General features: G+C 63.2%; 13 protein-coding genes. 10 read left to right on the plus strand and 3 right to left on the minus strand.

Going from position 1 to position 13,778, the window contains the following annotated elements:
• The first annotated feature begins 37 nt into the window (after positions 1-37).
• The 5 genes from A3M3_RS0117285 to A3M3_RS0117310 all read left to right on the plus strand — a co-directional run bounded on the left by A3M3_RS0117285 (position 38) and on the right by A3M3_RS0117310 (position 4,884).
• On the plus strand, positions 38-223 hold the full coding sequence (locus A3M3_RS0117285) for a hypothetical protein (protein ID WP_028267387.1): 186 nt from the start codon (positions 38-40) through the stop codon (positions 221-223).
• 145 nt (positions 224-368) lie between these two features.
• Positions 369-1,202, plus strand: a complete 834-nt coding sequence (locus tag A3M3_RS0117290) for a slipin family protein (protein WP_028267388.1) — start codon at positions 369-371, stop codon at positions 1,200-1,202.
• Between the two features lie 133 nt (positions 1,203-1,335).
• Positions 1,336-2,901 (plus strand): CehA/McbA family metallohydrolase, encoded by a 1,566-nt coding sequence (locus A3M3_RS0117295; protein WP_197023287.1) that lies wholly within the window; start codon positions 1,336-1,338, stop codon positions 2,899-2,901.
• Positions 2,902-3,072: 171 nt separating this feature from the next.
• A complete protein-coding gene (locus A3M3_RS0117305; protein ID WP_028267390.1) occupies positions 3,073-4,116 on the plus strand; it encodes an NAD(P)-dependent alcohol dehydrogenase in 1,044 nt (347 codons plus the stop codon).
• Positions 4,117-4,287: 171 nt separating this feature from the next.
• Entirely contained in the window at positions 4,288-4,884 is a 597-nt protein-coding gene (locus A3M3_RS0117310; protein ID WP_028267391.1) for a TMEM175 family protein, read from the plus strand.
• 27 nt (positions 4,885-4,911) lie between these two features.
• Here A3M3_RS0117310 and A3M3_RS0117315 read toward each other — a convergent pair whose 3' ends face one another.
• Positions 4,912-5,442: a GNAT family N-acetyltransferase gene (locus tag A3M3_RS0117315; protein WP_051423246.1), complete on the minus strand. Its 531-nt coding sequence runs from the start codon at positions 5,440-5,442 to the stop codon at positions 4,912-4,914.
• Between the two features lie 65 nt (positions 5,443-5,507).
• Between A3M3_RS0117315 and trxB the strand changes: the two genes are divergently transcribed.
• The 3 genes from trxB to A3M3_RS0117330 all read left to right on the plus strand — a co-directional run bounded on the left by trxB (position 5,508) and on the right by A3M3_RS0117330 (position 9,227).
• Complete coding sequence (trxB, locus tag A3M3_RS0117320) at positions 5,508-6,485, plus strand: thioredoxin-disulfide reductase (protein WP_028267393.1); 978 nt, start codon at positions 5,508-5,510, stop codon at positions 6,483-6,485.
• A gap of 161 nt (positions 6,486-6,646) precedes the next feature.
• Positions 6,647-7,897 (plus strand): Nramp family divalent metal transporter, encoded by a 1,251-nt coding sequence (locus tag A3M3_RS0117325; protein ID WP_028267394.1) that lies wholly within the window; start codon positions 6,647-6,649, stop codon positions 7,895-7,897.
• 82 nt (positions 7,898-7,979) lie between these two features.
• Positions 7,980-9,227: an APC family permease gene (locus A3M3_RS0117330; protein ID WP_028267395.1), complete on the plus strand. Its 1,248-nt coding sequence runs from the start codon at positions 7,980-7,982 to the stop codon at positions 9,225-9,227.
• Here the strand turns inward: A3M3_RS0117330 and A3M3_RS25710 are convergent.
• Positions 9,217-10,419, minus strand: coding sequence for an MFS transporter (locus A3M3_RS25710; protein WP_051423247.1), 1,203 nt, complete (start codon positions 10,417-10,419; stop codon positions 9,217-9,219). The two genes, A3M3_RS0117330 and A3M3_RS25710, sit on opposite strands and share 11 nt — an antisense overlap.
• 183 nt (positions 10,420-10,602) lie before the next feature.
• Here A3M3_RS25710 and A3M3_RS0117340 point away from each other — a divergent pair, with 183 nt between their 5' ends.
• Positions 10,603-10,992 (plus strand): hypothetical protein, encoded by a 390-nt coding sequence (locus tag A3M3_RS0117340; RefSeq protein ID WP_028267396.1) that lies wholly within the window; start codon positions 10,603-10,605, stop codon positions 10,990-10,992.
• A 10-nt stretch (positions 10,993-11,002) separates the two neighbouring features.
• Here A3M3_RS0117340 and pta read toward each other — a convergent pair whose 3' ends face one another.
• Positions 11,003-13,144 (minus strand): phosphate acetyltransferase, encoded by a 2,142-nt coding sequence (gene pta / locus A3M3_RS25715; protein ID WP_051423248.1) that lies wholly within the window; start codon positions 13,142-13,144, stop codon positions 11,003-11,005.
• Between the two features lie 153 nt (positions 13,145-13,297).
• Here pta and A3M3_RS0117350 point away from each other — a divergent pair, with 153 nt between their 5' ends.
• Positions 13,298-13,768, plus strand: coding sequence for a pyridoxamine 5'-phosphate oxidase family protein (locus A3M3_RS0117350; protein WP_028267397.1), 471 nt, complete (start codon positions 13,298-13,300; stop codon positions 13,766-13,768).
• Positions 13,769-13,778 lie beyond the last annotated feature (10 nt).

A 13,778-nucleotide genomic window follows, 5' to 3' on the forward strand; every position in this document is an offset into this window, starting at 1 on the left:
GGACGATTAAAGGGCAGTCGCTAGAAGGAGGTCAGTGATGTGCTACGGGTACAGCAAGGATTTCCAGCGGGACACCAGGAAAGATGCCTCACGGGAACCCGAGGAACGCCCTGAGCCCAAGGTGGACGCCAAGGACTTCAAGTTCTGGGAATTCCCACGCCGCCATCGTGAGTTCACGAACGATCCGGAACCGGTGATCGACCGGACCCGCGAAAGGGTCTAGTCCACAAGGGTGAAAGGAACGTCCCGCTTGGGGCGCTCCTTTCACATCGTGCGGGATCAGGCCTCCCGCTTCAGCAACACTGCAACCCCCGAAGGATCCCCGCCATGAACGTGTCAGCACCTAGCAGCGAAGCAGGTGAGCGGCCATGACAGCGGACTCCATCACCTGGTTGATTGTCTTGATTGTCCTGCTGGTCATCTGGTTTTCGATGGCTGTCCACATTGTCACGCAGTACGAGCGTGGTGTCCTGTTGAGGCTCGGAAGGGTCCAGGGCCTCAAGACCCCGGGACTCGTGATCATCATCCCGTTCGTCGACCGGCTGCGGAAAGTCTCCCTGCGGATCGTGACCATGCCCATCCAATCCCAAGGCATCATCACGCGGGACAACGTCAGCCTGGACATTTCCGCCGTCGCCTATTTCCGGGTGGTGGACGCGATCAAGTCCGTGCTCGCCATCGAAAACGTCTACTCCGCGATTGACCAAATCGCCCAAACGACGCTGCGCAAGGTGGTGGGGCAGCACACGCTCGACGAGACACTCGCAGAAACGGATGTCATCAATGCCAACATCCGTCAGATTCTGGATGGACTGACATTGGAATGGGGCGTCGAAGTGACCCTCGTGGAACTAAAGGACATCCAATTGCCGGACAGCATGAAGCGCGCGATGGCCCGCCAAGCCGAGGCAGAGCGTGAGAAGCGCGCCAAGATCATTGCCGCCGAAGGCGAGTCCCTGGCCGCCGCAGCACTTGGCATGGCCTCCGACACCATGATGGCCCACCCTTTGGCCCTGCAACTGCGCAATCTGCAGTCCTTGGTGGAGATCGGCGTGGACAAGAACACCACGGTGGTCTTCCCTGCGCCCCTGATGAGCACCATCGGTGAGCTCGGAGCATTCCTTTCCCGCGAGGCCGCCGCTGCAAAAGCCGCCGAAGCGCCGAGGGCGACTGTCACCAGACGACCGATGGCTGCGGGATGAAAATGGATCTTGCGGCAGGGGGTCAAGGCTGAGCGGGTCCACTAGTCGGACACGATTTGCTTCTGACATGGTTTCATGAGGCGTTCTCACTCGCTTTCCCTACTGTTCAGTAACCGTCGGCATCATCGAGCGGGTGACTTCACCATGCAAAGCCCATGCGGGCGACAATGTCTCTTTCTCCCCTTCCCGGCGCGGCTTTCTGGCCGCTGCATTGACCGGCGCCGCTTTGACCCTCGCGCCGGTGTCTTTCGCGGCAGCCGCGACCGGAACCAGCAAGACCAAAACAATTACCGGCCACCTTGAGCCCGGAACCGCGGACTTCGTGTATTTGCCGGTCGACGTCCCGGCAGGTGTCAACAAGATCAGCGTTTCCTACACCTACAGCAAACCCCAGGTGGCCCCCGGGCTTCTAGGCAATGCGTGCGACATCGGAATCTTCGATGAAAAAGGCACCGACCTCGCAGGCAAGGGCTTCCGTGGCTGGTCAGGCGGTTTCCGGACAGAATTCAGTATCAGCGCCGGGGGCGATACGACGCCGGGCTACCTGCCGGGTTCCATCGGAAAAGGCACATGGAACATTGTCCTCGGCCCCTATCAGGTTGCCGAGCAAGGACTTGACTACACCGTGAACGTCACCCTTGAGTACGGACCCGACGGCACGCCATACACGCCCCAGTACCCGCCGCAGCAGATCGCGGGCCGCGGCGCGGCCTGGTACCGCGGCGATGCCCACCTGCACACGGTCTACTCGGACGGAAAGCGCACCCCCGAGGAGGTCGCAGCGGGCGCACGTGCCGCGCGTCTCGACTTCATGATCTCCACAGACCACAACACGCCCGCGTCGCACGGGGTGTGGGGGCCTCTCGCCGGCAACGACCTGCTCATCCTCACGGGCGAGGAAGTCACCACGCGGAACGGCCATTACCTCGCCCTCGGCCTGGAGCCGGGCGAATGGATCGACTGGCGCTACCGGGCCCGAGACAAGGGATTCGAGAAGGAAGCCCAAAGGATCCGCGCCTCCGGTGGAATCGTTGTCCCGGCCCACCCCTATTGCCCCTACGTCGCCTGCCGCTGGAAATTCGGTTATGACGACGCCGACGCGGTCGAGGTATGGACGGGCCCCTGGACCCTGGACGACGAGTCCTCCGTCAACACCTGGGACTCGATGCTGGCCCACTCCGCGCGAACGGGTGGCCGTTGGCTCCCGGCCATGGGTAACAGCGACGCCCACAGCGCTCCGCAGGTCATCGGACTCCCACACAACGTGGTCAACGCCACGGCGTTGTCCCGCGATGCCCTGCTGGACGGCATCCGTAACGGACGGAACTGGATCGCCGAGTCCGCTGACATCTCGGTGGATTTCCAGGTCAAGTCCGGCGGAAAGAGCGCCTCCGTGGGAGACCGGCTCAACGTCGCGGCAGACACGCCGGTCACGGTGACGGCGAAAATCACAGGCGTGCCGAACGGCGTCGTACGCTTCATCACGGATGAAGGACAGACCCAGCAGGTCACGCTTCCCGCGTCCGGCCAAGGAACAAGCACGTGGATTACCACCCCGCAGCTCGCCGCGTACGTGCGTGTAGAGGTCAGGCATCCGAAGATCGACGGCACCTCCGGCAGCGGGACGGAGATGGGTACGGTCATTCCGCTCGGCCCCATGGCGGCACTGACGAACCCCATCTTCCTCGGTAACAGCTAGCAGCTGCGTGAGGGAGGCCCTGCCAGTACCCCTACCAACAGGGCCTCCCTCACGTCGGAAATCTCCTGTTTGATGGATAGTGCCGCTCTGAACCCCGGAGCCAGCTGCCCCCAACGGGCCGTCGCGCCAGACACCGCGAACACCAAACCTCCGTCCACCAACAGGAGAAACATGTTTTCCGTGAACGCTTACGCCGCCCCTTCGGCGAACGAACCCCTCGTCCCCACCACCATTGAGCGCCGCGACGTCGGCGCCCATGACGTGCTGATCGAGATCAAGTACGCAGGCATTTGCCATTCAGATATCCATACCGTCCGCGGCGATTGGGGACCGCAGTCCTACCCTCTCGCCCCGGGCCACGAAATCGCCGGAATTGTCAGTGCGATCGGCTCCGAAGTCACCAAGCACGCGATCGGCGATCGGGTCGGCGTCGGCTGCATGGTCAACTCCTGCCGCGAATGCGAGAACTGCCGCAAGGGCGAGGAGCAGTACTGCCTCAAAGGCATGACCGGCACCTACGGCGCCGTAGACCGCGACGGGACCATCACCCAAGGCGGCTACTCCACGCACGTCGTGGTGACGGAAGACTTCGTCGTGCGTATCCCACAAGGAATCGAGCTCGACGCCGCCGCTCCCCTGCTGTGCGCAGGAATCACCACCTATTCGCCGCTTCGGCATTGGGGTGCCGGCCCGGGCAAGAAGGTCGCCGTCGTCGGACTCGGCGGGCTGGGCCACATGGCCGTCAAGCTGGCACACGCCATGGGCGCCGACGTCACGGTACTGTCCCAATCGCTGAAGAAAATGGAAGACGGCCTGCGACTGGGCGCTGACCACTACTTCGCTACGAGCGAGCCGGCCACTTTCGAAAAGCTCGCTCGAACCTTTGACCTGATCATCAACACGGTCAGCGCCCCCATCGACATCAGCTCCTACCTTCAGTTGCTGACGCTCGACGGCGCGCTGGTGAATGTGGGGGCCCCGGCGGAACCGCTGCCGGTCAACGTTTTCTCGCTCATCACGGGACGGCGGTCCTTCGCCGGATCCGCGATCGGGGGCATCCGGGAGACCCAGGAAATGCTCGATTTCTGCGCCGAACATGGGCTTGGCGCCGAGATCGAGGTCATCCCGGCCGACAAGATCAACGGCGCCTACGAGCGGGTGCTCGCCTCCGATGTGCGGTACCGCTTCGTTATTGACGTGTCGACGCTGGTCTAAGCCGAAGTTTCGCCGCTGCGCTTCGGGACAGGGTCGTTTCGGGACAGTGTCAATTCGGGACACGGTCATTTCGGGACACGGTCATCCGGTTCCGGAGCGCGGCGGCCCCTTGGAGTACCGTCTGGCGACTCGAGGCCGCAGCAACGATGATGTGCTCATGAAGGCAACCCGATGAACAAGAACCGGCTCGAGGCATTCAGCGACGGCGTCCTCGCGATCGTCATCACCATCATGGTCCTTGAGCTGCGCGTGCCGCCGGAACCGAGCTGGAATGGCCTCCTCAGTGTTCTCCCCACGTTCCTTAGCTACCTGCTCAGCTTCGTCTATGTCGGGATCTACTGGAACAACCACCACCACATGATCCACTTGGCCGATCGGGTCAACGGAGCGATCCTTTGGGCGAACCTGCACTTGTTGTTTTGGCTGTCCCTCTTCCCGTTCAGCACCCGGTGGATGGATGAGTCCGGTTTCGCGCAAGTCCCGGTGTTGGCCTATGGGTTCAACCTGCTCTGCGCGGCAGTTGCCTACTTCGTCCTGCAGCAGTCGTTGATCCGTCAGCAGGGCAGGCAAGGTGCGCTGGCTCAGGCGCTTGGCCGGGACTGGAAGGGCAAGACCTCGCCCCTGATCTACCTTGCCGGGCTTGGCCTCTGCTTCGTTCAGCCGCTGCTCGCCGTCGCCACGTACACGGTGGTGGCACTGATCTGGTTGGTTCCGGACCGTCGGGTTGAGCATTTTGTCGTCCGTGCGCAGCAGGGCCCGCCCAGGTAGCGGGCGTGGGACCCGCAGGTTCCGAAATCAAAGCAGAGATGAGCGGCGTTCAAGCAGGAAGGTGTCGCGCCATTGGCCGGCCAGCGGCCCGGCGCTCATGCGTGCGATGCGTTCGCGTCGGCCGACGATCTTGAAGCCCTGGGCCAGATGAAGACGGATACTGGCCTGGTTTTCGGGGAAAATGCTGGACTGAATGGTCCAGATTCCATGCCGCTCGGTGGATGCTGCCAGAGCTTTCAGGAGCAGGCTTCCAACGCCCTGTCCGCGCGCAGACCCGGCGACATACACGGAGTGTTCGACGACGCCGGCATATGCCGGGCGGGCCGATATCGCCGAAACCGCCGTCCACCCCAGCACTTGGCCCGCCAGTTCGGCAACGAAGCGATGATCCGGGAGGCGGCCCGTGTTGAATTGTTCCCACTCCGGGACGGCCGCTTCGAACGTAGCCTGCCCGGTCTCGATCCCCTCCATAAAGATCGCGCTGACCTCGGGCCAATCGTCCAGCTTCATGGGCCGGATCAGGACGGCTTCGGCTTCGGCTTCGGCTTCGGTGAACATTCACCCATTATGCGCTGGGATTGACGAGCCCTTGATTGAAGTCCTCGTCCTTGTTGCACTTGTCTATGAGCAAAAAGCAGCTAATCATCATTGGATCCGGACCTGCCGGGTACACCGCCGCGATCTACGCCGCCCGGGCGGGTCTGAGCCCCTTGGTCCTTGCCGGATCGGTCACCGCCGGCGGTGCGCTGATGAACACCACTGAGGTGGAGAATTTCCCCGGTTTCCCCGCCGGCATCCAGGGCCCGGACCTCATGGACGGGCTGCAGGAGCAAGCCGGGCGCTTCGGCGCCAAGATAGTGTTCGACGACGCCACGGAAGTCCACTTGGCCGGGCACCTCAAGCGCGTGGTCACCGGATCGGGCGACACCCATGAAGCACCGGCCGTGATCCTCGCGACCGGCTCTGCCTATAAGGAACTCGGCCTGCCAGAGGAGAAAAAGCTCAGCGGACACGGCGTCTCGTGGTGCGCCACATGCGACGGCTTCTTCTTCCGCGAACAGGACATTGTCGTGGTGGGCGGCGGAGACTCGGCCATGGAAGAAGCGACGTTCCTGACGCGCTTCGCGAAGACGGTGACCGTCGTCGTGCGAAAAGGAGAGCTCCGAGCCTCCCGGATCATGGCCCAGCGGGCCAAGGACAATCCGAAAATCCGCTTCGCATGGAATTCGGTCGTCAGCGCCATTCACGGCGACCCCAAGGTCACTGGCCTGACATTGACGGACACGCGCACCGGTGAAACGCGCGAACTTGCGGCTACGGGCATATTCGTGGCCATTGGACATGTCCCCCGGACGTCTCTTGTTGCGGGGCAGGTGGAGCTCGATGCCGAGGGTTACATCAAGGTCGACTCCCCTACCACCGTCACCAACCTCTCCGGAGTCTTCGCCTGCGGAGACGCGGTGGACCATCGCTACCGTCAAGCCATTACAGCGGCCGGCACAGGATGCGCCGCGGCCCTGGATGCCGAGCGGTATCTCGCCGCCCTCGAGGATGCCGACAGCATCGCCACCGCGCTGGTCGAAGAACCTACCCACGCCTGAACCCAACTAACTCGCACTTGTTGTCGTTCTCAGCCCCGAAAACGACCACAAGTGCGAGTTAGTTGGGCGGGGCTAACTATGGGATGCCTAAAACCTTCTTTTCGGCATGCCTAACTTAACGGTATCCTCATCATGTGCACATCCCCGATGTTGAGGAAACCATGGCTACAACGATTGTCGAGCAACTAGCGGTCAAGTCCCGATGGCGGTCCCGGCTGCTCTTGTTGGGGCCGGCTTTCGTGGCCGCGATCGCGTATGTGGATCCGGGAAACGTCGCGGCGAACCTGACGGCCGGCGCGAACTACGGCTACCTGCTCGTGTGGGTCTTGGTTGCAGCAAACATCATGGCGGTCCTGGTGCAATACCAGTCGGCAAAACTGGGCTTGGCCACCGGGCACAGCCTTCCGGAACTACTCGGCAAAAGGCTGGGAACCCGCCGTCGCAGGCTGTACTGGGTTCAGGCTGAGGTGGTTGCCGGGGCTACCGACATGGCAGAAGTCATTGGCGGCGCCGTGGCCCTCAACCTCCTCTTCGGGCTGCCCCTCCTCATGGGCGGGGCCATCATCGGGCTCGCGTCCATGGTGCTGTTGGGGCTGCAGTCCTCACGCGGCCAGAAGTCCTTCGAATACGCGATCATGATGCTTCTGGCGGTCATCGCCATCGGTTTCGTTTCGGGGCTTTTCGTCAATCCTCCGGAGACCGGGGGTGTCTTGGCAGGTTTGGTGCCGCGTTTCGAAGGTACGGATACCGTCCTCCTCGCTGCAGGCATGCTCGGCGCCACGGTCATGCCGCATGCCATCTACCTGCACTCGGCCCTGGCACGTGACAGGCATGGCTTCTCGGACGATCCAGCCGTGCGGACGAGGCTCATCAAGACAACGCGCGTGGACGTCGTGGGGGCCTTGGCGCTGGCCGGGGCAGTGAACATCGCCATGCTCCTCTTGGCCGCGTCCAGCTTGCGGGGAGTCGAGGGAACCGACACCATCGCTGGGGCACATGCCGCAGTCACTTCGGCGCTTGGCCCGGTCATCGGCGCGGCCTTCGGCGTCGGTTTGCTGGCCTCGGGACTGGCTTCAACATCCGTTGGATGCTACGCCGGAGCAACAGTCATGGGTGGCCTCCTCAAGATCCGCGTACCGTTGGTGATTCGCCGGGTAGTCACTTTGGTCCCGGCCTTGGTCATCCTCGGCGCGGGCATAGAACCCACCCTTGCACTCGTGCTGAGCCAGGTCCTGTTGAGCTTCGGCATTCCCTTCGCCTTGATTCCGTTGATCCGGCTCACCGGAAAGCGCGAGATCATGGGCATCCACACCGATTCAACGGCATTGAAGATTGCCGGATGGACCAGCGCGGCACTCATTGTGGGCCTCAATTGTGTCCTCATCATCCTGACACTCACGGGGAAATCCTAGGCGCATCCAGCCGACGAATCCGCTGCACATTCCATGGGACCGCAGGACTTAAGCTTGGTGTGAACGCCGAAGGAGAACCCCCATGAGCAACCCCCAAGCCCTGGCCCGCCGGCTGGGTACCTTTGACGCAGTCGTCATCGGACTGGGCTCCATGATTGGCGCCGGCGTCTTTGCGGCCTTCACTCCGGCAGCTTCCGCCGCAGGCTCGGGGCTGTTGCTCGGCCTCGTCGTCGCGGCCGCGGTGGCCTTCTGCAACGCGACATCGTCCGCCCAGCTCGCGGCCGTCTACCCGACGTCGGGCGGAACATACATTTACGGTCGCGAACGGCTGGGACCGTGGGCCGGATTCGTGGCCGGGTGGGGCTTCGTGATCGGCAAGACGGCCAGTGCCGCGGCCATGGCCATGACCTTCGCTGCCTATGCCGCCCCGGCGGGGTGGGAACGACCCGTGGCGATCGCCGCCGTCGTCGTCCTCGCCGTGGTGAATTACCACGGCGTCACCCGGACCGCGGGCCTGACCCGCGTTCTGGTTCTCGCCGTGCTGGTGGCCCTCGCCATTGCTGTCGCAGCCTGCTGGGGAGGTTCCTCTCCCGCACCAGGCAACATTCTCGGCGATGGGCTGCTGGCACATGGCTGGTACGGGATTCTCCAATCGTCCGGTTTGCTGTTCTTCGCCTTCGCCGGTTACGCAAGGATCGCAACCATGGGGGAAGAAGTCCGCGATCCCCGACGCGCCATCCCGCGCGCCATCGGGATTGCTTTGGGAATCACGGTGGTTCTCTACGCCGTCATTGCCGTAACCCTTCTCGCGGCTCTGGGTCCGGACGGCGTGGCAGGCACGCCAACACCACTCGCCGTTGCGGTCGGAACCGGTTCCCTGCCGTGGGCCGTCCCCGTGGTCCGCGCAGGTGCCGCAGTAGCAGCCTTGGGTGCCCTGCTGGCACTCATCGCAGGCTTGGGACGAACCACGCTCGCCATGGCCAGGCACCACGATCTGCCGCACTGGCTCGCGGCGGTCCATCCCCGCTATCGGGTCCCGCACAGGGCCGAAGTCGCCCTGGCCGTCGTGATCTGCATGATCGTAGCGGTCGCGGATTTGCGCGGCGCGATCGGCTTCTCCTCTTTCGGGGTGCTCATCTACTATCTGGTCGCAAATATTGCTGCGTTCACCCAGCCGGCCGAAAACCGCAAGTACCCCAAGGCACTCCAAGCGTTCGGGGCCTTGGCTTGCGTCGTCCTGGTAGCGACTCTCCCGCCGCTCTCAGCCGGCCTCGGCGTCGCCATGTTCGCCGTCGGAATCATCCTGCGCGCGGTCAGGATCAATCGCTAACTTCAAAACCCGCTTTCCGGGCCGCGGTGGCGAGGCGCTCTCTCCGGGGCAGCCGCCGGGGCTCCCGGCCGGCCAACACCATCACAAGCAGCGCCAGGACGGTGAGCGCGGCACAGGTGGCAAACACCCCCTGGTAACCGATCGCCGTCGTCGACCCTAGGGCGATGACGGGACCTGACATGATAGCGCCGACGCGCCGTGTATTGGTGTACAGGCCGGAGGCCAGGCCCGGACGGGGAATGAGCCGCTGGAACAACGTCAACCCCACACCGGCCACAATCCCGAAGAACCAGGCGTTCAGCATCTGCAGCGCAATGAGGGTGGCAGGGTTGGAGACAAAGGCCATGGCTGCGTAGTAAGCGAATCCGGCCACGCATCCGGAAGCAATAAGTGCCCGGCTGGAGAAGCGCCGGGATAGCCGGCCGATAAGGAAGAGCGCAGGAATCTCAAGCGCGGCCGAGACGCCGAGTGCGATCCCGGCCCAGATGACATCCACGCCGAGCCCTCGAGTGACGAAAAGGCCCATGATGGACACTGCGGCACTGTTGGTGGCCTGCAGCGCGATAAAGCTGACCACGACGGCGGCGACACCCGTTTTTGAGAACAGTTGCCCGGCGTCGGCGTCGGCCCGGGGACGGGTCTCGATGGGGACCGACCGCCGCCGGTAAATCATGGCGGCCGTCGTGACGACATTGAGCACCGCAACTGCTCCGAGGGCAAGCAAGATCGCGCGATTGCCCAGGCCGCCCATGATGAACGTCGCCAAGGGCGGCCCCGCCACCCAGGCGAAGGAGACAATGGCGCGCGTGTTCACGACATCTGCGGTCCCTGCACCTGAATGCTTGAGATGCGCGAACAGGAGCGAACTGCCCACCCCCGCCGGACCGCCCAGGACTATCAAGCCCACGACGGCGATCGGCAGCGAAGTGCTCACCGCCAAGACTGCGGCCAAGACCAGGGTCAGAACTCCGCAAGCAAGCATGGGCCGGAGGTAATCCATTGCACGGTCCGCGTAAGCCGGCAACAGCAGGGAAGCCACGAAGCCGCTGGCGTTGTAGACCGCCAGCACCCAGCCCACTTCGGCCGGGCTCGCGTTGAACAGGGCCACCAGCAGGAGCGCCAGTGCTGGGTTGAGGAAGGCGAACTGGAGGCCCCACAACAGCGCGGCGGACGGAACGAGCAAACGCTTCATGCCTCAACCGTAGAAGCCTTCCGGCCGGTGAAGGAGGCCCCATCATTACCTGTATCACCACGTCTCCTGGCTGGTCAGGGCCGATTACGGCGTGGTGTGCGATCAATTCCGTCTAACGCCACGGCTCGGACAAAACCAGAATCAGGTCTGGACGGCAGGAGTCGCACAGAGCAGGATTGAGCCATGAGCACCCATGACGCACTCCTGAAGCAGGCCAGCATCACCGCCACGGAAGCCACGCTGGTGGCCAAGTTCGAGATCGAGGGGAACATCCCTGGTTCCGGCGCCTTCGTTGTGGGCCTCGTAGCGGCGAGTCCGGACTATTCCTCTCAACGAAGACTGGGAATCGAGTTCATGAACGGGGAGCCAATCGCTTTCTTCTCCTTTAACCACGACCAAAGCGCCGAAGAGAACTACGACCTCAACGGCGTTGAGCACTCCGGAAACACCATTACGGGCAACTTTCCCCTCTCGGCGATCAACGGTCTCGGCAAAGGACACGTGATGACGGCCTTCAGCGAAGCGGACGGCCGGGAGTTCCAGTCCGGGGTCGCCGTCGAAGAGTCGCTCTAGGACCGGACACTCAGGTCCCATGGAGCCGCGCGCCGATTTCATCTCTTTGGGCGTGCGCGGACGGTGGCTCCGGGCTGGCGCTCACCGTCTGGGACTGTATCGCTGTGATGGCAACCGTGTTAATGATGTCTTCCACCGTTGAACCTCGGGAGAGATCATTGATTGGCTTGCGAAGACCCTGCAGGATGGGCCCGACGGCGACCGCCCCCGAGGACTGTTCCACCGCCTTGTAGGTGTTGTTGCCGGTGTTCAGGTCGGGGAAGATGAACACCGTTGCTTGGCCGGCCACGGCGGATGCGGGCAGTTTGAAGTTGGCAATGGCCGCATCGACGGCGGCGTCGTACTGGATTGGTCCTTCAACGGGAAGGTCCGGCCGGGCTGCCCGGACCAAGTCAGTAGCGCGGCGCACTTTCTCCACTGCACCGCCTGCGCCCGAACCTCCCGTGGAATAGGACAGCATGGCTACCCTGGGCTCCACGCCAAATTGTGAAGCGGTGTCCGCAGATGCGATCGCAATGTCGGCAAGCTGCCATTCCGTCGGTTCGGGAATGACGGCGCAGTCCCCGTAAACCAGGACACGGTCCGGGAAGAGCATGAAGAATACGGATGACACTGTGCGGACTCCGTCGCGGGTCTTCACGAATTCCAACGCCGGACGGATGGTGTTCGCCGTGGTGTGCGAAGCTCCGGAAACCATCCCGTCTGCCTCACCCAGTTGAACCATCATGGTGCCAAAGTAGGCACCCTCCATCATGATTTCCCGGGCGCGCGCCAAGCCCATTCCCTTGTGCGCCCGCAGTCGCTGGTACTCCTCGGCGAAACGCTCCCGGAGGCTCGACGTTGCCGGGTCCACAACGGCCAGCCCGTCAAGATCGATCCCCTGGGCCGCGGCCAGCCCATCCACGGCGGCCTTGTTCCCCAGGATGATCAGCTCGCAGACGTCCCGCCGGTGCAGCAGTTCAGCGGCACGGAGCACCCTGGCGTCCTCCCCTTCGGTCAAGACGATCCTGCGCTTCTGCACGCGGGCCCGTTCGATGAGTTCGTGCAGGAAACGCAAAGGGGTGATGGTGGTGGGCCTGGGCAAGGACAACCTCTCCAGAACCTCGGCCTCGTCAACGCAGCGGACCCATGCGCCGAGTGCCGCAGCCACTTTGCGATGCTGGTTTGCATGGATTTCGCTGCGCACCCCGGCGACCAGGTGCGCTGTGGTGTACGTGCCGTTGTCGCTGGCGAATATCGGAAACGGGGCATGGTTGAGCAGCGGACGAACATTGGCGTCAGCGGCCAAACCTTCGGTCAGGATCATGGCGCTGGGCGTGGGAAATTGAGGTGACAAGGCAGACGCCAAACATGCAACCATCACGTCTGCCCTGTCTCCGGGCACAATCACCAAGTCCCCTGCGCCGAGCCCACTCAGGAAATTTCCTACGTTCATGGCGGCCACCATGACCTGACCGACGTCGCGGTCAAGCTCGGTGCTGCCGGCCACCTGGCCGAGGCGAAGGGCAGCCGCTACGTCGCCTACCGTGGGCCGCGAAATTTCTGCGATTTCCGGGATGACGTAGACGGGGCGCCTGCTGGCGCCTGGGCGCAACGCGGCATGAATGTCGCCGACGGCACCGGCGTCGGCCCGATTGACCATGACAGACAGAAGAGAACAGTGCATCGAGGCCAGCTGCTTGCGAGCCACGTCGACGGCGTCCGCGGTTTCGTCCGGGGACAAACCCTTGGCGCCCACCACCGCCAGGACGGGCAATCCCAGATTGTTGGCCAGCCGGACATTCAGGTCGAATTCGGCGGCCGCGTCGTGTCCCCTCAGGTCTGAGCCATCGACGATCACCACATCACATTGCTTCGCGATCTGGCCGTATTTCACGACGGCATCCCCGAATATCTCGTCGCCTTTGCCGGCTCCCAGCATGCCAAGGGCCGCTGAGAGGGTGATTCCACCCAGGCAGACGGATGGGTCGAGCCCGTACATCTGCCGAAGCATGAGAATCATCGGATCGTGGTCGGCGTCGATGCCCTCGACAATCGGGCGGAAGAAGCCGATCCTGTCGGCATGGCGATGCAAGGTGTCGGCCAGTCCCAGGCAAACCAGTGATTTGCCGGATTCCGGCGCAACAGCGCTCACGTAAATCCCGGTGACCATACGGTTTGTCCCCTGTCCTCGCTGAATCGGCTGTGGTCAGGATCGCCCGTATCCTCACGGTTGGCCAGTGCCAAAGGTCATTTCGTCGGGCGAAAATGAATCGGGTCCTTGTGCCCTAGTTGCCCGTCGGAACAACGCCCTAGCATGGGCAGCATGACTAGCAAAGACAACATCCCAACGGCGGACATCCTTGAGCCTCAGGAGTGCTGGAGGCTGCTCGCCGAATCATCAGTGGGGCGCCTGGCGCTCACCGTGGACGGCCATCCGGATATCTTCCCCGTGAACTACAAGGTGGATGGCGAATCCCTCGTGTTCCGGACGGGGACAGGCACCAAGCAGGAAGCCATCGACGCCGATTCCACCGTCGCTTTGGAAGCCGACAGCGTGAGTGCCGAGTTCGGCGTGGCGTGGAGCGTCGTCGTCAGAGGAAAGGCCCGGAAGGAGACATCGCCGGGACCAGCCCTTGATTCAATCAGCCGCTCTTTGTTCCCGTGGCAAGGGATCGGGAAGGACTATTTGATCAGAATCGTCCCGGAATCGGTGACGGGACGGCGATTCACGCTGACCCAGCCTATGAGATGGACCTCTCCGCTCGACGAGGCAACCCGCGCTGGTATGGAATAAACCCTATGTA

It is taken from the genome of Arthrobacter sp. MA-N2, from assembly GCF_000517125.1.
GTDB lineage: Bacteria > Actinomycetota > Actinomycetes > Actinomycetales > Micrococcaceae > Arthrobacter > Arthrobacter methylotrophus.